The 23,679-nt window shown below is 72.0% G+C and carries 18 protein-coding genes; 8 read left to right on the top strand and 10 right to left on the bottom strand.

Features of this window, described 5'->3' with window-relative positions:
- Positions 1-22: 22 nt before the first annotated feature.
- The 4 genes from prcB to arc form a co-directional block, all read right to left on the bottom strand.
- Positions 23-868 carry a proteasome subunit beta gene (gene prcB, locus IF129_RS08305; protein WP_191208872.1) on the bottom strand — a complete coding sequence of 282 codons (846 nt, stop codon included), beginning with the start codon at positions 866-868 and terminating at the stop codon, positions 23-25.
- A gap of 329 nt (positions 869-1,197) precedes the next feature.
- Positions 1,198-1,416, bottom strand: coding sequence for a ubiquitin-like protein Pup (locus tag IF129_RS08300; protein ID WP_191208871.1), 219 nt, complete (start codon positions 1,414-1,416; stop codon positions 1,198-1,200).
- Positions 1,417-1,554: 138 nt separating this feature from the next.
- Entirely contained in the window at positions 1,555-3,066 is a 1,512-nt protein-coding gene (gene dop, locus IF129_RS08295) for a depupylase/deamidase Dop (protein ID WP_191208870.1), read from the bottom strand.
- A 228-nt stretch (positions 3,067-3,294) separates the two neighbouring features.
- Positions 3,295-5,061: a proteasome ATPase gene (arc, locus tag IF129_RS08290; RefSeq protein WP_191208869.1), complete on the bottom strand. Its 1,767-nt coding sequence runs from the start codon at positions 5,059-5,061 to the stop codon at positions 3,295-3,297.
- 513 nt (positions 5,062-5,574) lie between these two features.
- Here arc and IF129_RS08285 point away from each other — a divergent pair.
- A complete protein-coding gene (locus IF129_RS08285; protein ID WP_191208868.1) occupies positions 5,575-5,883 on the top strand; it encodes a ferredoxin in 309 nt (102 codons plus the stop codon).
- Between the two features lie 13 nt (positions 5,884-5,896).
- Here IF129_RS08285 and IF129_RS08280 read toward each other — a convergent pair whose 3' ends face one another.
- The 3 genes from IF129_RS08280 to IF129_RS08270 all read right to left on the bottom strand — a co-directional run bounded on the left by IF129_RS08280 (position 5,897) and on the right by IF129_RS08270 (position 8,909).
- Complete coding sequence (locus tag IF129_RS08280) at positions 5,897-6,454, bottom strand: hypothetical protein (RefSeq protein WP_191208867.1); 558 nt, start codon at positions 6,452-6,454, stop codon at positions 5,897-5,899.
- 209 nt (positions 6,455-6,663) lie between these two features.
- Positions 6,664-7,572, bottom strand: coding sequence for a tRNA (adenine-N1)-methyltransferase (locus tag IF129_RS08275; protein ID WP_191208866.1), 909 nt, complete (start codon positions 7,570-7,572; stop codon positions 6,664-6,666).
- Between the two features lie 77 nt (positions 7,573-7,649).
- Entirely contained in the window at positions 7,650-8,909 is a 1,260-nt protein-coding gene (locus IF129_RS08270) for a site-2 protease family protein (RefSeq protein ID WP_191208865.1), read from the bottom strand.
- A 120-nt stretch (positions 8,910-9,029) separates the two neighbouring features.
- Between IF129_RS08270 and IF129_RS08265 the strand changes: the two genes are divergently transcribed.
- Together IF129_RS08265 and IF129_RS08260 are read left to right on the top strand one after the other, a co-directional pair.
- Entirely contained in the window at positions 9,030-9,971 is a 942-nt protein-coding gene (locus tag IF129_RS08265) for a RecB family exonuclease (protein ID WP_224754612.1), read from the top strand.
- A gap of 66 nt (positions 9,972-10,037) precedes the next feature.
- Positions 10,038-10,709, top strand: coding sequence for a response regulator (locus IF129_RS08260; protein ID WP_191208863.1), 672 nt, complete (start codon positions 10,038-10,040; stop codon positions 10,707-10,709).
- 67 nt (positions 10,710-10,776) lie between these two features.
- On the opposite strand, the gene IF129_RS08255 is transcribed toward IF129_RS08260, so the two are convergent.
- The 3 genes from IF129_RS08255 to metH all read right to left on the bottom strand — a co-directional run bounded on the left by IF129_RS08255 (position 10,777) and on the right by metH (position 17,206).
- Positions 10,777-12,369, bottom strand: a complete 1,593-nt coding sequence (locus IF129_RS08255; RefSeq protein ID WP_381480403.1) for an ABC transporter substrate-binding protein — start codon at positions 12,367-12,369, stop codon at positions 10,777-10,779.
- 462 nt (positions 12,370-12,831) lie between these two features.
- Positions 12,832-13,539 (bottom strand): HAD family hydrolase, encoded by a 708-nt coding sequence (locus IF129_RS08250; RefSeq protein WP_191208861.1) that lies wholly within the window; start codon positions 13,537-13,539, stop codon positions 12,832-12,834.
- 127 nt (positions 13,540-13,666) lie between these two features.
- On the bottom strand, positions 13,667-17,206 hold the full coding sequence (gene metH / locus IF129_RS08245; protein WP_191208860.1) for a methionine synthase: 3,540 nt from the start codon (positions 17,204-17,206) through the stop codon (positions 13,667-13,669).
- Between the two features lie 219 nt (positions 17,207-17,425).
- On the opposite strand from metH, the gene IF129_RS08240 reads away from it, so the two are divergent.
- From IF129_RS08240 to IF129_RS08220, 5 genes are all read left to right on the top strand, one after another.
- Positions 17,426-18,190 (top strand): IclR family transcriptional regulator, encoded by a 765-nt coding sequence (locus tag IF129_RS08240; protein ID WP_191208859.1) that lies wholly within the window; start codon positions 17,426-17,428, stop codon positions 18,188-18,190.
- A 238-nt stretch (positions 18,191-18,428) separates the two neighbouring features.
- Positions 18,429-19,211, top strand: coding sequence for an MIP/aquaporin family protein (locus IF129_RS08235; protein ID WP_191208858.1), 783 nt, complete (start codon positions 18,429-18,431; stop codon positions 19,209-19,211).
- 34 nt (positions 19,212-19,245) lie between these two features.
- On the top strand, positions 19,246-20,772 hold the full coding sequence (glpK, locus tag IF129_RS08230) for a glycerol kinase GlpK (protein ID WP_191208857.1): 1,527 nt from the start codon (positions 19,246-19,248) through the stop codon (positions 20,770-20,772).
- 5 nt (positions 20,773-20,777) lie between these two features.
- Positions 20,778-22,391, top strand: a complete 1,614-nt coding sequence (locus IF129_RS08225; protein ID WP_191208856.1) for a glycerol-3-phosphate dehydrogenase/oxidase — start codon at positions 20,778-20,780, stop codon at positions 22,389-22,391.
- Positions 22,392-22,466: 75 nt separating this feature from the next.
- Positions 22,467-23,576 (top strand): glycoside hydrolase family 18 protein, encoded by a 1,110-nt coding sequence (locus IF129_RS08220; protein ID WP_224754610.1) that lies wholly within the window; start codon positions 22,467-22,469, stop codon positions 23,574-23,576.
- Positions 23,577-23,679 lie beyond the last annotated feature (103 nt).

Below are 23,679 nucleotides of genomic sequence, written 5' to 3'. Positions count from 1 at the left end.
GCGTTCCCGTTCCTTCCTGGGCTTAGAGAACCGGGGCCTGCGGCCCGTCGGGGTACCGCAGCCGGCCTTCGTGGACGGAGCGGGCGATCTCGGAGACCTCCGCCTCGGTGAGCCGCCGGTACCCCTCGTCGTTGATGATCGCGACGACCGGGTAGATCCGCCGCACCAGGTCCGGACCGCCGGTCGCCGAGTCGTCGTCGGCCGCGTCGTACAGCGCCTGGACGACGACCGTGGCCGCCTGCTCCTCCGACAGCTCCGCGCGGTGCAGCTTCTTCAGCGAGCCGCGCGCGAAGACCGAACCGGAGCCCACCGCCGCGAACCCGGGCTCCTCCGAGCGCCCGCCGGTGACGTCGTAGGAGAAGATGCGCCCCCGGGAGCGGTCCGGGTCGTAGCCCGCGAACAGCGGCACCACGGCCAGGCCCTGCATGGCCATGCCGAGATTGCCGCGGATCATCGTGGACAGCCGGTTGGCCTTGCCCTCCAGGGAGAGCTGCGCGCCCTCGACCTTCTCGAAGTGCTCCAGCTCCAGCTGGAAGAGCTTGACCATCTCCACGGCCAGGCCCGCCGTGCCGGCGATGCCGACGGCCGAGTACTCGTCGGCGGGGAACACCTTCTCGATGTCGCGCTGCGCGATCATGTTCCCCATCGTGGCCCGGCGGTCACCGGCCAGGACCACGCCGCCGGGGAACGTCGCCGCGACGATCGTGGTCCCGTGCGGGGCTTCCACGGCTCCCTGCACCGGCGGCAGCGGACGGCTCCCCGGCAGCTGTTCCGGCGCGTGCTCGGCCAGGAAGTCCATGAAGGAGGACGAGCCGGGCGTCAGGAAGGCGGCCGGCAGTCGCCCGGTGCTACGAGTGTTGGCTTCCACGCGTTTCCTTCCGGGTAGGCGATCGCCCGACGCGGCGCGCCGGGATGCGTCTGTGAAAGTGCCGCGCGCCGCTTCGCCGTTGGGCGGCGGCACTGCTGGGACCTTACCCGGCGCGTGATCTTTGACCCACACTCCGGAGGCAGATCCGCGGCGGAACGGTCCGCGCGCGACGGGCGGACGGCACCGGGTGCCCCACCGGCCCCGACGACCGGCGTGCCGGGCCCCGGCCGGGCGCCCCGGTGCGGGCGCCCGCACCGGGGCGCCGGGCCGCCCGCCGCCCGTCGGGGCGGGGGCCGGCCGGCGCACGCCCGGCGTGCCGGCGGACCGCCCTACTCGCCGCCCTTCTGGACGAAGCTCCGCACGAAGTCCTCCGCGTTCTCCTCCAGGACGTCGTCGATCTCGTCCAGCACCGAGTCCACGTCGTCCGACAGCGCCTCCTGGCGCTCCTTGAGGTCCTCCGAGACCTGGGCGTCCTGCGCCTGCTCGTCGGTCTCCTCCGTCGTACGCGTGGCCTTCTGCTGTCCGCCGCCGGTGTCCTTGGTCGCCATGTACCTCACCCCGCTCCGCTTCGACGTTCAAGATCAGACCCTACAAGCAGGGGCTGACTTCGGCTCCTCGATTGCTACAACGCACGGTGGCCACCCCGATCATTCCCGCGAATCCGGTGGTTTACCGGTTCCGGGGGATCACCGTCCGGACAAGGCCCGCACGAGGTCCTCCGCCGTGCGGCAGCGGTCGAGCAGCGTCTTCACGTGCTCACGCGTACCGCGCAAGGGCTCCAGCGTGGGCACCCGCTGGAGCGAGTCCCGCCCGGGGAGATCGAAGATCACCGAGTCCCAGGAGGCGGCGGCCACGTCGTCCGCGTACTGCTCCAGGCAGCGTCCGCGGAAGTAGGCGCGCGTGTCGTCCGGCGGCGTGCGCTCGGCGCGCCCGACGGCGTCCTCGTCCAGGATGCGGGCCATCTTCCCCCGTGCGGCCAGCCGGTTGTACAGCCCCTTGTCCGGCCGCACGTCCGCGTACTGGAGGTCGACCAGGTGGAGCCGGGCCGCGTCCCAGTCGAGGCCGTCACGGCGGCGGTAGCCCTCCAGGATCTCCCGCTTCGCCACCCAGTCCAGCTCTCCGGCCAGGCTCATGGGGTCGCGCTCCAGCCGGGTGAGGGTGTCCTCCCAGCGGCCGAGGACGTCGGTCGTCTGCTCGTCGGCGTCCGCGCCCCCGCGCTCCTCGACGTACTTGCGGGCCAGCTCGTAGTACTCCATCTGGAGCTGCACGGCGGTCAGCGTCCGGCCGCTGCGGAGCGTGACCAGCTGCCGCAGGTCGGGGTCGTGGCTGACCTGGTGCAGGGTGCGCACGGGCTGGTCGACGGCGAGGTCGACGGCGATGAAGCCGTCCTCGATCATGGAGAGCACCAGCGAGGTGGTGCCGAGCTTCAGGTACGTGGAGACCTCGGAGAGGTTCGCGTCCCCGATGATGACGTGCAGCCTGCGGTACTTCTCGGCGTCCGCGTGCGGCTCGTCGCGGGTGTTGATGATCGGCCGCTTGAGCGTCGTCTCCAGCCCCACCTCGACCTCGAAGTAGTCCGCCCGCTGGCTGATCTGGAACCCGTGCTCGCCGCCGTCCTGACCGATGCCCACCCGGCCCGCGCCGGTGATCACCTGCCGGGAGACGAAGAACGGCGTCAGGTGGCGCACGATGTCCGAGAACGGCGTCTCGCGCGTCATCAGGTAGTTCTCGTGCGTGCCGTAGGAGGCGCCCTTGTTGTCGGTGTTGTTCTTGTACAGGTGGATGGGCTGGGCCCCCGGCACCTCGGCGGCCCGCTGGGCCGCCTGCGCCATGATGCGCTCACCCGCCTTGTCCCACAGCACGGCGTCCCGGGGGTTGGTGACCTCCGGAGCGCTGTACTCGGGGTGAGCGTGGTCCACGTAGAGCCGCGCGCCGTTGGTGAGGATGACGTTCGCGAGGCCGATGTCCTCGTCGGTGAGCTGGCTGGCGTCGGCCGCCTCACGGGCGAGGTCGAAGCCGCGCGCGTCACGCAGCGGGTTCTCCTCCTCGAAGTCCCATCGGGCGCGGCGCGCCCGGTGCATCGCCGCCGCGTAGGCGTTGACGACCTGGGACGAGGTGAGCATGGCATTGGCGTTGGGATGCCCGGGCACGGAGATGCCGTACTCGGTCTCGATCCCCATCACGCGCCGTACGGTCATGCGGCCCTCCTTGCCCGACGCCGGCCGCGGCCCGGCCGGCGCTCACGTCCCGCCCGCGCGGCCGTCCCGTGACGGCCCCCGTACGGCACGCGGCGGCGTCGTACGCCGGTACGCCCGAGCCTAACCGCGGGACGCGCCTCGTGGAGGCCGGTGCGGGAACGGTGTCAGTCGGAAAAGGTCCGGCTGCGGCAACCCGCAGGGGGATGCCGCAGCCGGACGGTGTCGTCACTACAGGTACTGACCGGTGTTCGCCACCGTGTCGATGGAGCGCCCGGTGTCCGCGCCCTGCTTCCCGGTGACCAGCGTGCGGATGAAGACGATCCGCTCGCCCTTCTTGCCGGAGATGCGGGCCCAGTCGTCCGGGTTGGTGGTGTTCGGCAGGTCCTCGTTCTCCTTGAACTCGTCCACGCAGGCGGCGAGCAGGTGGGAGACGCGCAGACCCTTCTGGTCGTGGTCGAGGAAGGCCTTGATGGCCATCTTCTTCGCCCGGTCCACGATGTTCTGGATCATGGCACCGGAGTTGAAGTCCTTGAAGTACAGCACTTCCTTGTCACCGTTGGCGTAGGTGACCTCCAGGAAGCGGTTCTCCTCGGACTCCGCGTACATCTGCTCCACGACCGACTGGATCATCCCCGCGACCGCCGCCTTGGCGTCGCCCGCGTGCTCGGCGAGGTCGTCGGTGTGGATCGGCAGGGTGGACGTGAGGTACTTGGAGAAGATGTCCTTGGCGGCCTCGGCGTCCGGGCGCTCGATCTTGATCTTCACGTCGAGGCGGCCGGGGCGCAGGATGGCCGGGTCGATCATGTCCTCGCGGTTGGAGGCACCGATCACGATGACGTTCTCCAGCCCCTCCACGCCGTCGATCTCGGAGAGCAGCTGCGGGACGATGGTGTTCTCCACGTCCGAGCTGACCCCCGAGCCGCGGGTGCGGAAGAGGGAGTCCATCTCGTCGAAGAAGACGATGACCGGCGTGCCCTCGCTGGCCTTCTCCCGGGCCCGCTGGAAGACGAGCCGGATGTGCCGCTCGGTCTCGCCGACGTACTTGTTGAGCAGCTCGGGGCCCTTGATGTTGAGGAAGAAGCTCTTCCCGGCGGGCTTGCCGGTGACCTCGGCGACCTTCTTCGCCAGGGAGTTGGCGACGGCCTTCGCGATGAGCGTCTTGCCGCAGCCGGGCGGGCCGTAGAGCAGCACGCCCTTGGGCGGACGCAGCTCGTGCTCCTTGAACAGGTCCGGATAGAGGTAGGGAAGCTCGACGGCGTCCCGGATCAGCTCGATCTGGCCGCCCAGGCCACCGATCTTGGTGTAGTCGATGTCCGGAACCTCTTCGAGGACCAGCTCCTCGACCTCGCTCTTGGGCACGACCTCGTAGACGTACCCGGAACGGGGCTCCAGCAGGAGGGCGTCACCGGCGCGCAGCGTCGTCCGCAGCAGCGGCTCGGCGAGCCGCACCACCCGCTCCTCGTCGGTGTGCCCGACCACCAGGGCGCGCTCGCGGTCCTCCAGGACCTCCTTGAGGGTGACGATGTCCCCCGCGCGCTCGAACTCCATGGCGTCGACCACGTTGAGCGCTTCGTTGAGCATCACCTCCTGCCCCCGGCGGAGGTCCCCGAGCTCGATGCCGGGGCTGACGTTGACCCGGAGCTTGCGCCCCCCGGTGAAGATGTCGGCCGTGCCGTCCTCGTTGGCCTGAAGGAACACGCCGAAGCCGGCGGGTGGCTGCGCGAGCCGGTCGACCTCCTCCTTCAGGGCGACGATCTGGTCGCGGGCTTCCCGGAGCGTGCCGGCGAGCCGCTCGTTCTGCGCGGAGACACCCGCGAGGTTGGTCTGCAGCTCGACGATCCGCTCCTCGAGAATCCGAGTGTGCCGCGGAGAGTCGGCGAGCTTGCGGCGCAGGACGGCGATCTCCTGCTCGAGATATGCGACCTGGCCGGCGGGGTCTTCGGAACCCCGACCGGGCCGGGGGCCGCGGTTGATGTCGTCGTCGTGGGCTGCCACGGTCCTCACCTCCTCTTGGGGGAGCTGGACGCTTCCTGACCCTACCTGGGCCCGTGGTGGTTGAAACCCCTAGATCACAAAGACTGTCGGGGTGTGTCCGATCTTCACCCTTGCGCGCTCCCTCACGCCAAGGGGATACCCACCCGCCAAACATCGCCCGGTCACCGGCGGTGACGGGATCCCGGGCGCGGAACCGACGCACCTGCCCGGACCTGGGGTTACGCGCCGCGTCCCGACGCCCTCAACTCCCCAGCGCACCACGCCGATCACGCCCCGGGGGGCGGTCGACGGCGGCGGTGCGGGTGCCGTTCCGGCGCACGACGGCCGTCTCGCGGAGTGCCGCGAGGGGCGGGAACCGGCCGCCGTCGACACCCGGAGACCGGTCACGGCGGCCGAGGCGTGGAGCCCGACCCCCAGCCCGGTGGACGGCCGCGCGCGGGTATCGTCGGAGGCGTCAACACCCGTCCACGCGGGCACCCGTCAGATCACGCCACGCAGGAAACGGCAGGGGACATGACCGTGCAGAACGAGACAGCGACCGGCGAGCAGACCGCACTGGAGGTCTGGATCGACCAGGACCTGTGCACCGGCGACGGCATCTGCGCGCAGTACGCGCCCGAGGTCTTCGAGCTGGACATCGACGGGCTGGCCTACGTCAAGGGGGAGGACGACGAGCTGCGCACCGAGGCCGGTGCGACGGTCCCGGTCCCGCTCCCGCTGCTGCGGGACGTCGCGGAGTCCGCGAAGGACTGTCCGGGCGAGTGCATCCACGTCCGCCGGGCCACGGACGGCGTGGAGGTCTACGGACCGGAGGCGGACTGACCCGCCGCGCCCCTCACACCGGGGCGCCTGCCGCCCCGACGGAGTCCCGGGTGAAGGCACCGTTCTGCCACCGCCACCGCACGTCGAGCTCACGGTCGGGGCAGCAGCGGGGCACCTCGGGGGTGGAGTAGCCGCGCAGCGTCGCCGCTATCGTCCCCCGGCGCACCGTCAGCGCGTCGACGCTGTGCTGGTCCGCCGGCTCCACCAGGGTCATCGCGACGCGGGGCGCGCCGCCGGGGTCGGCGGGGTGCGCGAGGACGAACATGCCGCTGGGCGGTGTGCCCGCGCCGGTGGCGCACCGTACGACGGCGACCGTCTCGGCCTGGCCGTCGGCGTCGAAGTCGGCCTCGGCGCGGTCGGTGACCTTCAGTTCCCACGGGCCGCAGTCGACGGGGTACCGCGCCTGTGTCGGGTCGGGGCCGGCCGGGGGCCCCGGGGCGGGGCCGGCGGCGTCCGCGGGCCGCACGAGGGCGGCGGCGGCCAGGAGCGCCGCGAGGGCCGCGCCGGTGATCAGCCAGTGCGGGGAACGGGAGCGGGTGTGCGGGAGGTCCGAGCCTGCCGTGGGCTGCACGCGGGGTGACTCCTGTGAAAAGAGTGGCGCTGACGGGGTGCCAGCATGGTGCCACACGTCACAGAGCGGCGGAACGGCGAGGGCCCTAGGGGCGCACAGGTCGTGTCGGGCGCCGGAGAACCGTGCGCCCTCGGCATACCTGCTCTTCCCGGCGCCCGGGTGCGCTCCCGCTCCCGGCGGCACGGCGGCCGCCGGGAGCGGGAGCGGCCTCAGGGGCGGCCGCCGCCGCCCGAAGCGGCACCGTGACCGGTGTAGTCCTCCCCGTAGGCCCCCTTGGCGGGCCGACGGCGGCGCAGCGGGGGCTCGACCCCGTCGGCGAGGCGCCGGGCGGTGAGCAGGAAGCCGGTGTGGCCGATCATGCGGTGGTCGGGACGCACCGCGAGACCCTCGATGTGCCAGTTGCGCACCATCGTCTCCCAGGCGGCGGGCTCGTTGAACGTCCCGTGCTCGCGGATCGCCTCGACCGTGCGGGCGAGCTGCGTCGTGGTGGCCACGTAGGCGCAGAGCAGCCCGCCGGGCACGAGCGCCTTGGAGACGGCGTCCAGGCACTCCCAGGGGGCCAGCATGTCCAGGATGACGCGGTCCACGTCGGTGTCGTCCAGGTGGTCCTGGAGGTCTCCGACGGTCAGGCGCCACGCGGGGTGCGCGGAACCGAAGTACCGCTCGACGTTCTGCCGGGCGATGTCGGCGAAGTCGGCGCGTCGCTCGTAGGAGTGGAGCATGCCCTGGTCGCCGATGGCCCGCAGCAGGAAGGTGCTGAGCGACCCGGAGCCGACGCCCGCCTCGACGACACGCGCGCCGGGGAAGATGTCGGCCATGGAGAGGATCTGGCCGGCGTCCTTGGGATAGACGACGGCCGCTCCGCGCGGCATGGACAGGACGTAGTCGGGGAGCAGGGGGCGCAGCGCCAGGTAGGCGACGTTTCCAGTGGTTCGGACGACACTGCCTTCGGGAGCACCGATCAGCTCGTCATGGGGAAAGGCACCCTTGTGGGTGTGGAAGCTCTTTCCCTCTTCGAGCGTGATGGTGTAGTGGCGTCCCTTGGGGTCGGTGAGCTGGACCTGGTCCCCGACCTGGAAGGGCCCGCGACGGCGGGCGGCACCGGTCGGTTCGGACATGGGTGCCACCCTAGTCGAGCGGCGGCGGCGGTCCGAATCGAGGGCCGGGGAGCCGGAACGGGGGCGGCGGTCGCCCGTCAGCCGTGCGCGTGCTGCTTGCCCATCGCGGCGACGAACGCCCGTTCGACGTCGGCGGTGGACAGGACGCCGTAGACCTCGCCGGTCTCCTCGACCACGAGGTACTCCGTGGCGGGGGCGGCGCGCAGGTGGTCGAGCAGCTCCTCGCCGGCGAGCTCGGCGGAGATGCGCAGGTCGTCGGTGAGGTCCTGGGCCAGCGTGCCGGCGGCGACCCAGGGCCGACGGTGGTCGGGTACGGAGACGATGCCCGTCTCGCGGACGACGCCGGTCGGGGTGCCCTGGCCGTCCACGACCACCAGGGCGCGCGCGCCCGACTCGTTCGCCCGGCGCAGGCCCTCCGACAGCGGCGTCTCGGCGCTGACGGGCACGGCGCGCCGGGTCAGGGCGCGGGCGCTGAGCTCCGGGAGCCGGGCGCGGAGCCGGGCCATGCGGAGGCTGTTGCCGGCGCCCGTCCAGATGATCGCGGCGAGGATGGCCGCGAGGAGGGCGTCGGTGACGGACCCGAGGCCGCCGACCTCCTGGTCCCCCAGTCCCCCGGCGTGGGTGGCCAGGGGCAGGCCGATGAGGACGGCGACGGCCAGCGCCCGGCCGGTCCAGGCGGCGGCCACGGTGCCGGTCATCGGATCCCCGCTGAGCTTCCAGATGACGGCGCGCAGCATGCGTCCGCCGTCCAGCGGCAGCCCGGGCAGGAGGTTGAAGGCGGCCACGATGAGGTTGGACAGCATGAGGCCGACGAGCAGGACGCCGGGGATCGTGCGCGCCTCGACGCCGAGCAGGGCCACGTAGAAGACCCCGGCGAGCACGAGCGAGAGCAGGGGGCCCACGAAGGCCAGCACGAACTCCCGGCCCGGCGTCTCGGACTCCTTCTCGATCTCCGAGACACCCCCGAAGAACTGGAGCTGGATGCGGCGCACGGGGAGCCGGAAGCGCAGCGCGGCGACGGTGTGGGCCAGCTCGTGCACGAGGACCGAGGCGTAGAAGGCGACCGCGAAGAACAGCGCGATGACGTAGCGCGCGGTGCCGAGGTCGGGCAGGACGCGGTCGAGCTGTCCGCCGAACACCCAGGTGATGAGCGCGGCGACGAGGAACCAGCTCGGCGCCACGTAGACGGGCACGCCGAAGGGGCGGCCCATGAGGATGCCGCCGCCGCGTTCCCGGGGACGTTTGACGGGCGGCCGACCGCCCCGGTCGCCGCCCCGCGGTGGCCGCGGCTCCTGCCGCGGCGCCTCGCCGCCCCCGTTGCCACCGGTGTCTGCCACTGGCTCCCCTCTGCTGCGGTCCGCGCACCGTGCGCCGCTCCCGCGGTGCTGCGGGAGGGTGGGGTGCTGGGGTCGATGGTATGTGCCCGGATGTCGGTGCGGGGCCGTAGGGTCTGCGCCATGGGAACCGCCAGCCGTCGTCCGGCCCTGCCGCCGCACTCGTTGTCCCCCTCGCGGGCGTCCGACTTCATGCGGTGCCCCTTGCTGTACCGCTTCCGGGTGATCGACAAACTGCCGGAGAAGCCGAGCGCCGCCGCCGTGCGCGGCACGGTCGTGCACGCGGTGCTGGAGCGGCTCTTCGACGCGCCCGCCGACGCCCGCACCGCCCCCCGGGCGCGGGGACTGGTGGCGGGCGAGTGGGAACGGCTGCTGGAACGGCGCCCCGAGCTCTCGGCGCTCTTCGCGGCGGACGGGCCGACGGGCGGCGCCGACGCCGAGGGGCGGGCGGCGGGCGCCGTGGACACCGAGGCGTTGGCGCGGTGGCTGGCGGAGGCCGAGTCCCTGGTGGAGCGGTGGTTCGCCCTGGAGGACCCCACGCGGCTGGAGCCGGCCGAGCGGGAGATGTTCGTGGAGGTCCGGCTCGACTCGGGGCTGTGGCTGCGGGGCATCATCGACCGGGTGGACGTGGCGCCCACCGGCGAGGTGCGGATCGTCGACTACAAGACGGGCAAGGCGCCGCGTCCGGAGTTCGAGGCCGAGGCCCTCTTCCAGATGAAGTTCTACGCCCTGGTCGTGTGGCGGCTGAAGGGGGTCGTGCCCAGGCGGCTCCAGCTCGTCTACCTCGGCAGCGGCGACGTGCTCACCCACGACCCCGACGAGGCGGACCTGGTGGGCCTGGAGCGCAAGCTGCTGGCCCTGTGGGAGGCCATCGAGCAGGCCACCGAGTCCGGGGACTGGCGCCCGCGCCGGAGCGGGCTGTGCGGGTGGTGCGACCACCGGGAGCACTGTCCCGAGTTCGGGGGCACTCCGCCGCCGTACCCGTTGGTGCTGCCGCTGCCGGAGCCCCGCTCGGCGTCGGCGGCCGAGGCGCACCCGGCGCCGGAGGGCGCGGCCCCGGAGTGATCGGCGCGACGCGCCCTGGGGGACAATGGGCGGCGACCGTCGTCCGTGGCCTGTGGAGGAGTTCCTGTGGCTGTCCGCGTTCTGCTCGTCGATGACCAGCCGCTGCTGCGCACCGGCTTCCGGATGATCCTGGAGGCGGAGCAGGACATCGCCGTCGTCGGGGAGGCCGGTGACGGACAGCAGGCGCTGGAGCAGGTACGGGCCCTGCAGCCGGACGTGGTGCTGATGGACATCCGGATGCCGCGCATGGACGGCGTCGAGGCGACGCGGCAGATCACCGGGCCGGCGAAGGACGGTCCGGCGAAGGTGCTCGTGCTGACCACGTTCGACCTGGACGAGTACGTGGTGGAGGCGCTGCGCGCGGGCGCCAGCGGCTTCCTGCTCAAGGACGCTCCGGCCCAGGAGCTGGTGCAGGCGATCCGGGTGGTGGCGGCCGGCGAGGCGATGCTCGCCCCGAGCATCACGCGTCGTCTGCTCGACAAGTACGCCGGCCAGCTGCCCACCGGCGAGGAACCGGTCCCGGACGCGCTGAACAGCCTGACCGAGCGTGAGGTCGAGGTGCTCAAGCTGGTGGCCAAGGGCCTGTCCAACGCGGAGATCGCCGCCGACCTGTTCGTCAGCGAGACGACGGTCAAGACGCACGTGGGCCACGTGCTGACGAAGCTGCGACTGCGCGACCGGGTGCAGGCGGCCGTCTACGCGTACGAGAGCGGCCTGGTGCGTCCCGGCACGCGGTGAGCCGCGCGGAACGCGCGGGGCCCCGGGGCGCGGTGCGCTCCCAGGGCCCCGGCGGCCGTGACCCGGCTCAGCTCTCCGGCGTCTTGCTGATCTCCCAGAAGCGGAAGACGGTGGAGGAGTCCAGCGTCCACTCCAGCCCGCTGACGCCGTCCTGGGCGACGGCGTACTGCTTGCCCTGCCAGATGGGCAGGAGGGGCAGTTCCTCGGCGACGAGGTCCTGGAGGGCGCCGAAGTCGCCCACGGTCGCCGCCCGGGAGGACTCGGCGGCGGCACGCGGGAGGATCTCCCCGGTGATCTCTCCGGCGTCGTAGTTGTTGCCGAGGACGTTGTCCTTGCCGAAGAAGGGTGCCGTGAAGTTGTCGGCGTCCGGGTAGTCGGGCACCCAGCCCTTCACGTAGACGCCGTACTTCCCGTCCGCGATGTCCTTCTCGTACTGCTCCAGGTCGACGCTGCGCACCTGCACGTCGAACAGGCCGCTGGCGTTGAGCTGTTCGGCGATGGCGGCCAGCTCCTCGTCGGTCTGCGCGCCGTAGCGGACGGGCGTGGACCACAGGGTGAGCTCGACGGGCTCGGTGATGCCCTCGGCCGCGAGTGCCTCCTCGGCCTTGGCCGGCTGGGGGCGCTGGCCGTAGCGGTCGAAGAAGGCCGTGTTGTGGCCGGTGATGCCCGCCGGGACGATCGAGTAGAGCGGCTCCGCGGTGCGCGCGTACACGTCGCGGATGAGCGTGGAGCGGTCGACGAGGTAGGCGATGGCCTGCCGGACGCCGAGTTTCCCGGTGACGGGGTGGTCGTGGTTGAAGACGAGGTGGTGGACCTCGGCGCTGGTGCCCTGCACGACCTGGATGTCGGTCTGCGCGCTGGTGGCGCTGGCCTCCAGCTCGGCGAGGTCCTCGGTGGCCAGGTGGCGGTAGGCGATGTCGACCCGCTCCTCCTCGACGGCCGCCTTGAGCTTGCCCGGGTCGTCGTAGAACTTCACGGTCAGGCCGGAGTTCTGCACCTCGGCCGGGCCCCGGTAGCCGGAGTTGGGCGCGAACACCGCTTCCTTCGGGCCGAAGCTCTCCATGGTGTACACGCCGGAACCGACCGCCTCGCCGTCCGTGCGGAGCTCGTCGGCGGGGTACTCGCGGTGGTCCACGATGGAACCGGCGCCCGAGGCGATCTTCTGCGGGAACGTCGCGTCGGAGGTGTTGAGGTGGAAGACGACGGTCAGGTCGTCCGGAGTCTCGATCCGGTCGATGCTCTGCAGCATGACGGCCGGTCCGTCGGCGTCGTCGATCCGCAGCGTGCGGTCGAAGGAGTGCTTGACGTCCTTGGACGTGAGGTCGTTGCCGTTGCTGAAGGTCAGGCCGTCCTGGAGGGTGCAGGAGAAGACCTTGCTCTCGCCGTCCTGGAACTCGCACTTCTCGGCGGCCTCCGGCTGGGGCTGGGTGCCGCCCTTGGGGAAGCTGAGAAGTGACTGGAAGACGTTGTTGAAGACCAGCCAGGAGCCCGGGTCGTACCCGGAGGCCGGGTCCGTGGCGAGCACGTCGTCGGTCATTCCCATGACGATCTGCTGCCCCTGCCCGGCGGAGTCCCCCTCTCCCACCCCGCAGCCGCTCAGCAGGGCCGCCGTCAGCGCCGCACTGGCCGGTAGCGCCACCCAGGTGGCCCGATTCCTCACACGCACGTTCTCACCTTGTCTTCGCATGCGGGGGCCGGCTCTGGTCCGGAGCCGGTCCCGGCTCGTCCGGCCCCCGGTGATTCCGAGGCGTCGGGGGCCGAACGCAGACATTAGTAGTTGGCGCTCGGGGCGCCTGACCAGAGAAGCACAGGCAGCGGCCGACGGGCGACGCCCCCGGAGGGTGCATCCGATATACGGACGACGGAGCACAGGTGACGAACGGTCACGAAACCGGACATCCGAACGGGTCGTCGGCGGTGATCCGGCTGCCAACCGGCGGCAGAGGCGGGGCCGGCGGGCCGACGGCCGGTGATGAACGTCACGCCGGACGGAAACCGGACGGGAAGGTGCCGCGCGTCGGTTTTCGGCCACGGTCGCGGGCGCGGTCCGGTCACCCCGGAGGCGCGTCCCGCTCCGCACGCCCCCGGTCGACCGCGTGCCGACCGCACGCGGTCGGCACGGTCACCGGCGGTGCGCGGGAGCGATCAGTGAGCGCAGGAACGGCAGGTCGACGTCCTCCAGCGACCCGACGATCGTCCGGCCGGCGGCCGGCGGGATCTCGGAGAGGGAGGGCACGACCACCACCGGGCACCCGGCCGTCTCCGCGGACGTCACCCCGGTGGCGGTGTCCTCCACCACGACGCAGCGGTGCGGCTCGGCGCCGAGGCGCCGGGCGGCCGTGAGGTAGGGCTCGGGGTGCGGCTTGGTGCGCTCGACCTCGTCCCCCGCGATCGTCACCGCGAAGTTCTCCCGGCCCAGGGAGCCCAGCACGCTGTCCATGATCCGCCGGTGCGTGGCGGAGACGAGGGCGGCGGGAACCCCGTGCGCGGCCAGCTCCGTGAGCAGTCTGCGCGCGCCCGGCGTCAGGGGCACCTCGCCGTCGATCTTCTCGGCGAACGTGGCGTTGAGCCGCCGGGACACCTCGGGCACGGTGATCCGCGCGCCGGTGACCTTGATCAGGTAGGCGGCGCTGCGCGTCATCGGGCCGCCGATGACGACCGAGCGGTGCTCCTCGGCCAGCGTGTGCCCCAGCTCGGCGAAGACCTCCACCTCCGCCTCCCACCACAGGTCCTCGGTCTCGACGAGGGTGCCGTCCATGTCGAGGAGCACGGCCTGGAGGGCCGAACCCTCGGCCGGACGGGTGGCGACGGCGGGGATCGAGCTGGTCATCCGCGAACCTCCGTGGGACACGAAGGCCGGTTGCCCGCCCCCGGCGGGGCGGGACAACCGGCCGGTACCGGATCGATCAGTGTACGACGCTCCGGTGTCGTCCTCCGACTCGGCGCCCGGCGATCCCTCAGCGCGCGTTGAAGTACTTCGCCTCGGGGTGGTGGATGACGATCGCGTCGGTGGACTGCTCGGGGTGGAGCTGGAACTCCTCCGACAGCTTCACCCCGATGCGCTCGGGCTGGAGCAGTTCGGCGATCTTGGCCCGGTCCTCCAGGTCGGGGCAGGCGCCGTAGCCGAGCGAGAAGCGGGCGCCCCGGTACTTGAGGGCGAACATGTCCTCCACGTCCCGCGGGTCCTCCCCGGCGAAGCCCAGCTCGGCGCGGACCCGGGCGTGCCAGTACTCCGCGAGTGCCTCGGCGAGCTGGACGGACAGACCGTGCAGCTCCAGGTAGTCGCGGTAGGAGTCGGCGGCGAAGAGGTCCGCCGTGGCCTCGCCGATGCGCGAGCCGACCGTGACCACCTGCAGGCCGACGACGTCGGTCTCCCCCGTCTCCTTCGGCCGGAAGAAGTCGGCCAGGCACAGCCGCCGTCCCCGGCGCTGGCGCGGGAAGGTGAAACGGGTGCGCTCGGTGCCGTCCTCGCCGAGGATCACCAGGTCGTTGCCCTCGGAGTGGCAGGGGAAGTAGCCGTAGACGACGGCCGCCTCCAGGAGGTTGTCCGTCTGCAGCCGGTCCAGCCAGCCGCGCAGGCGGGGCCGTCCCTCGCTCTCCACCAGCTCCTCGTAGGTCGGGCCCTCGCCGGTGCGGGCCTGCTTGAGCCCCCACTGCCCCTTGAACAGCGCCCCCTCGTCCAGCCAGGAGGCGTACTCGGCGAGCTGGATGCCCTTGACGATCCGGGTGCCGGCGAAGGGCGCGGCGGGGACCGGGTTGTCGGTGGCGACGTCCGAACGGGTGGTGTCGTCCAGGGCGGCGGGCTCGGGCAGGCCGCCCTCCCGCCTGGCGACGCGGCGCTGCTTGAGCTCCGGCAGCGTCGCGCCGGGCACGCCGCGCTTGACGGCGATGAGGGCGTCCATCAGGCGCAGGCCCTCGAAGGCGTCGCGGGCGTAGCGGACCTCGCCCTCGTAGACCTCGTGCAGGTCCTGCTCGACGTAGGCGCGGGTGAGGGCCGCACCGCCGAGGATGACGGGGTAGTCGGCGGCGAGCCTGCGCTGGTTGAGCTCCTCCAGGTTCTCCTTCATGATCACGGTGGACTTCACCAGCAGCCCGGACATGCCGATGACGTCGGCCTTGTGCTCGGCCGCGGCGTCCAGGATCGCGGAGACCGGCTGCTTGATGCCGAGGTTCACGACGTTGTAGCCGTTGTTGGACAGGATGATGTCCACCAGGTTCTTGCCGATGTCGTGCACGTCGCCGCGGACCGTGGCCAGGACGATGGTGCCCTTGCCTGCCTCGTCGGTCTTCTCCATGTGCGGTTCGAGGTGGGCGACGGCCGTCTTCATCACCTCGGCGGACTGGAGGACGAACGGCAGCTGCATCTGGCCGCTGCCGAACAGCTCGCCGACGACCTTCATTCCGGCGAGCAGCGTCTCGTTGACGATCTCCAGCGCGGGACGCTCGGCGAGGGCGGCGTCCAGGTCCGCCTCCAGGCCGTTGCGCTCGCCGTCGATGACGCGCCGCTGCAACCGCTCGTCCAACGGGAGTGCCGCCAGCTCCTCCGCCTTGCCCGCCTTCAGCGACTTCGTGGTGGCGCCCTCGAAGAGCTGCATCAGCTTCTGCAGCGGGTCGTAGCCCTCGGCGCGCCGGTCGTAGATCAGGTCCAGCGCGGTGGTGACCTGCTCCTCGTCGAAGCGGGCGATCGGCAGGATCTTGGACGCGTGCACGATCGCCGAGTCCAGACCGGCCTTCACGCACTCGTCGAGGAAGACGGAGTTGAGCAGGATGCGCGCGGCCGGGTTGAGGCCGAAGGAGATGTTGGACAGCCCGAGGGTGGTCTGCACCTCGGGGTGGCGCCGCTTCAGCTCCCGGATGGCCTCGATGGTGTTGATCCCGTCCTTGCGGGACTCCTCCTGGCCGGTGCAGATCGTGAAGGTGAGGGTGTCGATGAGGATGTCGGACTCGTGCACGCCCCAGCTGCCGGTGAGGTCGTCGATGATCCGCTCGGCGACGGCGACCTTGTGCTCGGCGGTGCGCGCCTGGCCCTCCTCGTCGATCGTCAACGCGATCAGTGCCGCGCCGTGCTCCTGGGCGAGCGCGGCCACCTTGGCGAACCGGCTCTCGGGCCCGTCCCCGTCCTCGTAGTTCACCGAGTTGATGACGGCCCGGCCGCCGAGCTTCTCCAGCCCCGCCCGCAGGACGTCCACCTCGGTGGAGTCCAGCACGATCGGGAGCGTCGAGGAGGTGGCGAAGCGTCCGGCCAGCTCGGCCATGTCCGCGACGCCGTCCCGGCCGACGTAGTCCACGCACAGGTCGAGCATGTGCGCGCCCTCGCGGATCTGATCGCGGGCCATCTCCACGCAGTCGTCCCACCGGCCGTCCAGCATGGCCTCGCGGAACTTCTTCGACCCGTTGGCGTTGGTGCGCTCACCGATGGCCAGGTACGCCGTGTCCTGCCGGAAGGGCACCGTCTGGTACAGCGAGGCGGCACCGGGCTCCGGGCGCGGGGCGCGCTCGGCCGGGGCCCGACCCCGCACGCGCTCCACGACCTGCCGCAGGTGTTCGGGCGTCGTACCGCAGCAGCCGCCCACCAGGGAGAGGCCGAACTCGGAGACGAAGCCCTCCTGGGCGTCGGCGAGCTCCTCGGCGGTGAGGGGGTAGTGGGCGCCGTCCTTGCCCAGGACGGGCAGCCCCGCGTTGGGCATGCAGGCCAGCGGGACGCGGGAGTGGCGGGCCAGGTAGCGCAGGTGCTCGCTCATCTCGGCCGGGCCCGTGGCGCAGTTCATGCCGATCATGTCGATGCCCAGCGGCTCCAGCGCGGTCAGCGCCGCGCCGATCTCGGAGCCGAGCAGCATGGTGCCGGTGGTCTCGACGGTGACCGAGCAGATCACCGGAAGGTTCATCCCGGTGGACGCGAGTGCGCGACGGGCCCCGACGACGGCGGCCTTGGTCTGGAGGAGGTCCTGCGTGGTCTCCACCAGCAGGGCGTCCGCACCTCCCGCGATCATGCCCTCGGCGTTGACCTGGTAGGCGTCGCGCAGGACGGCGTACGGCGCGTGGCCGAGCGTCGGCAGCTTGGTGCCCGGGCCCATCGAGCCCAGCACCCAGCGCACGCGGCCGTCGCCGCCGGTGAACTCGTCCGCGACCTCGCGGGCCAGCCGGGCGCCGGACTCGGACAGCTCGAAGTTCCGCTCGGTGATCTCGTACTCGGCGAGCGCCGCGTGGTTGGCGCCGAAGGTGTTCGTCTCCACGCAGTCCACGCCGACGGCGAAGTACTCCTCGTGCACCGAGCGCACGATGTCGGGGCGGGTGATGTTGAGGACCTCGTTGCAGCCCTCGAGCTGCTGGAAGTCCTCCATCGTCGGGTCCTGGGCCTGGAGCATCGTGCCCATCGCGCCGTCGGCGACGACGACGCGGGAGGCGAGCGCCTCCCGCAGTGCTGCGACGCGCTCGGCGTGGGTGAGGTCGGCGGCGGGCCCGGTCCGTGGTGCGGACGCTGCGGACGACGAGGACATGCTGGAGCTCCCTGGGGTGCGACGGCTGTCGGCTTTGCGTCCACGCCGGCGGACGCACCACGTCAGGGTATCGGTGCGGGCCGAGGACACCAGGCCTGTTCCGGTGCGTGGACGGCCGTAGAATTTCCCCGGCTATCCGGCCATCGACATGATCCGCTACCGTTCGACATTGTCGACCAGCGGTTGTCGTCCCCCGGCGAGGCGAAGAGAGGGAGTCCGATGGCCCGGAGCATCCAGTCCCTGGAGCGGGCTGCGGCCGTACTGCGGCTGCTGGCCGGTGGCGAGCGCCGCCTCGGCCTGTCCGACATCGCGTCCACCCTCGGCCTGGCCAAGGGCACCGCCCACGGGCTGCTGCGCACCCTCCAGCAGGAGGGCTTCGTGGAGCAGGACGCCGTCTCGGGCCGCTACCAGCTCGGGGCGGAGCTGCTGCGCCTGGGCAACAGCTATCTGGACGTCCACGAGCTGCGGGCCCGGGCGCTGGTGTGGTCCGACGATCTCGCCCGGTCCAGCGGCGAGGCCGTCTACCTGGGCGTGCTGCACCACGGCGGGGTACTCGTCGTCCACCACGTCTTCCGCCCGGACGACAGCCGCCAGGTGCTGGAGATCGGCGTCATGCAGCCGCTGCACTGCACGGCGGTGGGCAAGGTCCTGGCCGCCTACGACCCGGTGGCGCACGCCGAGATGATGGACGCCGAGCGGGAGTCCTTCACCGAGCGGACGCTGACCTCCGAGGCGGCGCTGGAGGAGTGCCTGGAGCTCGTGCGGGCGCGGGGCTGGGCGTCCGACGTGGAGGAGACGTGGGACGGTGTGGCCTCGCTGGCCGCGCCCATCCTCGACCGGCGCCGGCTGACCGTGGGGGCGGTGGGCGTCACCGGCGCCGTCGAGCGGCTGTACCGCGACGGCGAGCTGCGGCCCGAGCTGGTCGCCTCGGTACGCGACTGCGCGCGCGCCGTCTCCCGCGACCTGGGGGCCGCCCGCTTCTGAGGCGCGCCCACCTCCGCCTTCACCGTTCACCCGATCGGACCCGGGGACCGCCGTCCCCGGGCTGCGGCGTGCCGCCGCGGCCCACGGGCCGAGCCACGTTTCGAACACGACCCGAGCCCGGGGCGCCGTACCTCTTGACGAGGTCTGATGCGAGGATAAAACTGCCGTTCGGCGGTCGACATTGTCGAACACCGGACGGGACCGGTTCCGCCTTCCCTGTGAACAAAAGGAGTCGCGGGTGTCCAACTCCGACATTTTCCTCGGCGAAGTCATCGGAACCGCCGTGCTCATCCTGCTGGGCGGCGGTGTCGTCGCCGCCGTCGTGCTCAAGCGCAGCAAGGCGTTCAACGCCGGCTGGCTGGCGATCACGTTCGGCTGGGGCTTCGCGGTCCTGACCGGCGCCTACATCTCCTCGGGCCTCTCCGGGGCCCACCTCAACCCGGCCGTCACGGTCGGCCTGGCGATCAAGGAGGACGCCTGGAGCCAGGTGCCCGTCTACTTCGCCGGGCAGCTGCTCGGCGCCATGATCGGCGCGTTCCTCGTGTACGTGGCGTACTACGGCCACTTCATCGCCCACCTCACCGACCGCGAGGTCGTCGGCGGGCCCGGCACGCAGGCCACCAAGGCCGCGGCCTCGACCGACACGCCCGGGCCCGTGCTCGGTGTCTTCTCCACCGGCCCGGAGATCCGCAACGCCGCGCAGAACGTCGCGACCGAGGTCATCGGAACGTTCGTGCTGGTTCTCGCGATCCTCACGCTCGGCGTCAACGAGGGCCTGGCCCTGTCGGGTACCGGCATCCTCATGGTCGCGCTGGTCGTGGTCGGCATCGGCCTCTCCCTCGGTGGCCCGACCGGGTACGCGATCAACCCGGCGCGTGACCTCGGTCCGCGAATCGTGCACGCGTTGCTGCCCCTGCCGAACAAGGGCGGGTCAGACTGGAGCTACGCCTGGATACCGGTGGTGGGCCCGCTGCTCGGCGGCGCCCTCGCCGGCGGGCTCTACCAGCTCGCGTTCGCCTGACCGACCTCTCCCCTCGATCTCCTGGAGCACCGAGATGACTGACAACGCCACCCACCCCGGGTACATCGCCGCCATCGACCAGGGCACCACCTCCAGCCGCTGCATCGTCTTCGACACCGACGGCCGCATCGTCGGCGTCGAGCAGAAGGAGCACGAGCAGATCTTCCCCAAGCCGGGCTGGGTCGAACACGACGCCGCCGAGATCTGGACGAACGTCCAGGAGGTCGTCGACGGCGCCGTCCGCAAGGCCGGGGTCGGCCGCGACGAGGTGAAGGCCATCGGCATCACCAACCAGCGCGAGACCACCGTGTTGTGGGACAAGACGACCGGTGAGCCGGTCCACAACGCCCTGGTCTGGCAGGACACCCGCACCGACGCGCTCTGCCGGGAGCTGGGCCGCAACGTCGGCCAGGACCGCTTCCGCCGCGACACCGGACTGCCGCTGGCCTCCTACTTCGCCGGCCCCAAGATCCGCTGGCTCCTCGACAACGTCGAAGGGCTGCGGGAGCGCGCCGAGCGCGGCGAGATCCTGTTCGGCACCATGGACTCGTGGGTCATCTGGAACCTCACCGGTGGCACGAACGGCGGCGTGCACGTCACCGACGTCACGAACGCCTCCCGCACCATGCTCATGAACCTGCACACCATGGCGTGGGACGAGAAGATCTGCGCCTCCATGGACGTGCCCATGCAGGTGCTGCCGGAGATCCGCTCCTCCGCCGAGGTGTACGGCCACTGCGCCGGCGGCGCCCTCGAAGGCGTCCCGGTGGCCTCGGCGCTCGGCGACCAGCAGGCCGCGCTGTTCGGCCAGACCTGCTTCGAGGTCGGCGAGGGCAAGTCGACGTACGGCACCGGCACCTTCCTGCTCATGAACACCGGGCACAAGCCGGTCAACTCCTACAACGGTCTGCTGACGACCGTCGGGTACCGCATCGGCGACGAGAAGCCCGTCTTCGCGCTGGAGGGCGCCATCGCCGTCACCGGCGCCCTCGTGCAGTGGATGCGCGACCAGATGGGCCTCATCAGCACCGCCGCCGAGATCGAGACGCTGGCCAGCTCCGTCGAGGACAACGGCGGCGCCTACTTCGTCCCGGCCTTCTCCGGGCTGTTCGCCCCCTACTGGCGCTCCGACGCGCGCGGCGTCATCGCGGGCCTGACCCGCTACGTCACCAAGGCGCACCTGGCCCGGGCCGTCCTGGAGGCGACCGCCTGGCAGACGCGGGAGATCGTCGACGCCATGGCCAAGGACTCCGGGGTGGAGCTGACCGCCCTCAAGGTCGACGGCGGCATGACCTCCAACAACCTGCTGATGCAGAACATCTCCGACGTCCTCGACGCGCCCGTGGTGCGTCCGATGGTCGCCGAGACCACCTGCCTGGGTGCCGCCTACGCCGCCGGTCTGGCCGTCGGCTTCTGGCCGGACACCGACGCGCTGCGCGCCAACTGGCGGCGCGCGGCCGAATGGACCCCCCGTATGGAAGCGGACGTACGCGACCGCGAGTACAAGAGCTGGCTCAAGGCCGTCGAGCGGACCATGGGCTGGATCGAAGAGGAGAACTGAGCGACATGAACACCATCCCGCAGAGCGTCCCCACCCTCGGGACGCACCCGGCTGCCGGTGCCAACCCGCGTCGCGCCGAGACCAGAGACGTGCTCGCCCGGGCGACGTACGACCTGCTGGTGGTCGGCGGGGGCATCCTCGGCACCTCGGTCGCCTGGCACGCCGCGCAGTCGGGACTGCGGGTGGCGATGGTGGACGCCGGCGACTTCGCCGGCGCCACGTCCTCCGCGTCCTCCAAGCTGGTCCACGGCGGTCTGCGCTACCTGCAGACCGGCTCGGTCAAGCTGGTCGCGGAGAACCACCACGAGCGGCGGGTCCTGGCCAAGGACGTCGCCCCCCACCTGGTGAACCCGCTGACGTTCTACCTGCCCGTGTACAAGGGCGGGCCGCACGGCGCGGCGAAGCTGGGCGCGGGCGTCTTCGCCTACTCGGCGCTCTCGGCGTTCGGTGACGGCGTGGGCCGGGTCATCTCCCCGGCCCGCGCCGCCGCCGACAACCCGGGGCTGCGCACGGAGAACCTCAAGGCCGTCGCCGTCTACGGCGACCACCAGATGAACGACTCGCGCGTCGCGGTCATGACCGTGCGGGCCGCGGTCGCCGCCGGAGCGGTGGTCCTCAACCACGCCGAGGTGACCGGGCTGCGCTTCACCCGGGGCCGGGTGACCGGCGCGGAGCTCAGGGACCGCCTGGACGGCTCGGAGTTCGGGGTGGACGCGCGGCTGGTGCTCAACGCCACCGGCCCCTGGGTCGACCACCTGCGCCGCATGGAGCACTCCGGGGCGGCGCCCAGCATCCGGCTGTCCAAGGGCGCGCACCTGGTGCTCAAGCGCAAGGCGCCCTGGCGGGCGGCCATGGCGACGCCCATCGACAAGTACCGCATCACCTTCGCCCTCCCGTGGGAGGACCAGCTCCTCCTCGGCACCACGGACGAGCCCTTCGAGGGCGACCCGGGCGACGTGGCGGCCACCGAGGCCGACATCGAGCAGATCCTGGCCGAGGCGGCCGTCTCCGTCCAGGACGAGCACCTCTCCCGGGACCTGATCAGCTACGCGTTCGCCGGGCTGCGGGTGCTGCCCGGCGGGCCCGGCGGCGTCGAGGCGGCCAAGCGGGAGACCGTCGTCACCGAGGGCCGGGGCGGCATGCTGTCCGTCGCCGGCGGCAAGTGGACGACGTACCGGCACATCGGCCGCACCGTGATGAACCGGCTGGCGCGGCTCCCCGGCGGAGCGCTGGCCGAGGACATGGAGCCCGTCTCGCAGCTGCCGCGCCGGGTGCCGCTGCCGGGTGTCGCCAACCCGAACGCCGTCGCGCACCGGCTGCTGGTGGACCGGGACCCCGGGACGCGGATCGACCCGCTGACCGCCCGTCACCTGGCCACGCACTACGGCTCGCTGTCCTTCGACATCGCCCGGCTGGTGAGCGAGGACCCCGCGCTGGGCGAGCGCATCCACCCGGACGGGCCGGAGATCTGGGCCCAGGTCGTCTACGCCCGCGACCACGAGTGGGCCGTGACCGCCGAGGACGTCCTGCGCCGCCGCACCACGCTCACCGTGCGCGGCCTGGACACCCCCGAGGTGCGGGCCCGCGTGACGGAGTTGCTGGGTCGCGGCGAGGGCTGACGGGCGTCCGCCGGGTCCCGGACCCGTATGGCAGAGTGCGAGGCGGTCATTCGCCATACGGGTCCGGGGGGACGCATGAAGGCCGACGCGACGGTGAGCGGTGCGGGCGGGGACGGCCCGAGCGGGCCGGAGCCGCGCTCCGGGGCGCGGCGGTGGGCGCGGTGGCGCCCGCGACGGCGCGGGGTGATCTGGACCTCCGCCGTGCTGGCGCTGCTGCTCGTGGGGCTTCCCGGCTCGGCGGCGCTGGCCCTGCGGCTGGCGTACGCGGGGGACCCGCGTCCGGACGCCCACACCCGGGGCCGGGACGCGATCTGGCTCGGCCACGCCTGGGTGGACGGCCGGAAGGACGACGGTGACCTGGCGGCGTTCGCCCGGCGCATCGAGGGCACCGGCATCCGCGACCTGTACGTGCACACCGGCCCGCTGGAACACGACGGCACGCTGTCCCCGGCCAAGCACCCGCGGGCGCGGTGGCTGGTGGCCGCCGTGCACCGGGAACTGCCGGAGGTGCGGGTGCACTCCTTCCTGGGCAACGTGCTGGTGTACGGCCGGGAGGACGGCGAGGCCGTGCGGCTGGCCGACGCGGACTCCCGGCAGGGCATCGTGGAGAGCGCCCGCACCGTCATGGGGCTGGGCTTCGACGGCGTCCACCTGGACATGGAGCCGGTCCGCTCGGGTGACGGCGACTTCCTGCGGCTGCTGGACGAGGTCCGGGTGCCGGTGCGCGAGCACGGCGGTGTCCTCTCCGTGGCCGCGCACCAGATCGACCCGCTGCCCCGGGTACACCAAGTCGCGCTGGCGCTCACGGACCACGGGAAGTACTGGGCACAGGCGTTTTTCGGCCAAGTTGCCGCCCGGGTGGACCAGATCGCGATGATGTCGTACGACGCGTGGATGCCCGCCGAATCGCTCTACGGAGGGTTCCTCGCCCACCAGACCCGGCTGGCCCTGGAGGTGACACCGCGGGACACCGACCTGCTCATGGGACTGCCGTTCTACTCCGAGCCCGACCTCACCCACCGGGCCGAGACCGTGGCGGCGGCGGTGCGGGGCATCCGGCTGGGTCTGGGCCGCCAGGACGCGGACCGCGAACGCTTCGGCGTCGCCCTCTACATCGACTTCGCCGCGACCGAGGAGGACTGGGCGGCCTATCGGCGCGGTTGGGTGGCACCCGCCTCCGGGTAGCCCACCGTCGGCGACGGCGAGCGGGGCGCGACGCCGTAGGCTTGATCCCCGCACGGGGACGACGAACGGCAGCCGGGGCGGCGGACGCCACCGGCACGAAGGA

The organism is Streptomyces chumphonensis, from assembly GCF_014779715.1.
Taxonomy (GTDB): Bacteria; Actinomycetota; Actinomycetes; order Streptomycetales; family Streptomycetaceae; genus Streptomyces; species Streptomyces chumphonensis.
This window is presented reverse-complemented; position numbering and strand designations above follow the sequence as displayed.

Excerpts from the sequence above, each read along its gene's own strand:
- IF129_RS08220 (WP_224754610.1), top strand. The coding sequence starts at position 22,467 with ATGAAGGCCGACGCGACGGTGAGCGGTGCGGGCGGGGACGGCCCGAGC.
- IF129_RS08250 (WP_191208861.1), bottom strand. The coding sequence starts at position 13,539 with ATGACCAGCTCGATCCCCGCCGTCGCCACCCGTCCGGCCGAGGGTTCG.
- IF129_RS08225 (WP_191208856.1), top strand. The coding sequence starts at position 20,778 with ATGAACACCATCCCGCAGAGCGTCCCCACCCTCGGGACGCACCCGGCT.
- IF129_RS08300 (WP_191208871.1), bottom strand. The coding sequence starts at position 1,416 with ATGGCGACCAAGGACACCGGCGGCGGACAGCAGAAGGCCACGCGTACG.
- IF129_RS08265 (WP_224754612.1), top strand. The coding sequence starts at position 9,030 with ATGGGAACCGCCAGCCGTCGTCCGGCCCTGCCGCCGCACTCGTTGTCC.
- IF129_RS08275 (WP_191208866.1), bottom strand. The coding sequence starts at position 7,572 with ATGTCCGAACCGACCGGTGCCGCCCGCCGTCGCGGGCCCTTCCAGGTC.
- metH (WP_191208860.1), bottom strand. The coding sequence starts at position 17,206 with ATGTCCTCGTCGTCCGCAGCGTCCGCACCACGGACCGGGCCCGCCGCC.
- IF129_RS08240 (WP_191208859.1), top strand. The coding sequence starts at position 17,426 with ATGGCCCGGAGCATCCAGTCCCTGGAGCGGGCTGCGGCCGTACTGCGG.
- glpK (WP_191208857.1), top strand. The coding sequence starts at position 19,246 with ATGACTGACAACGCCACCCACCCCGGGTACATCGCCGCCATCGACCAG.
- IF129_RS08285 (WP_191208868.1), top strand. The coding sequence starts at position 5,575 with ATGACCGTGCAGAACGAGACAGCGACCGGCGAGCAGACCGCACTGGAG.
- dop (WP_191208870.1), bottom strand. The coding sequence starts at position 3,066 with ATGACCGTACGGCGCGTGATGGGGATCGAGACCGAGTACGGCATCTCC.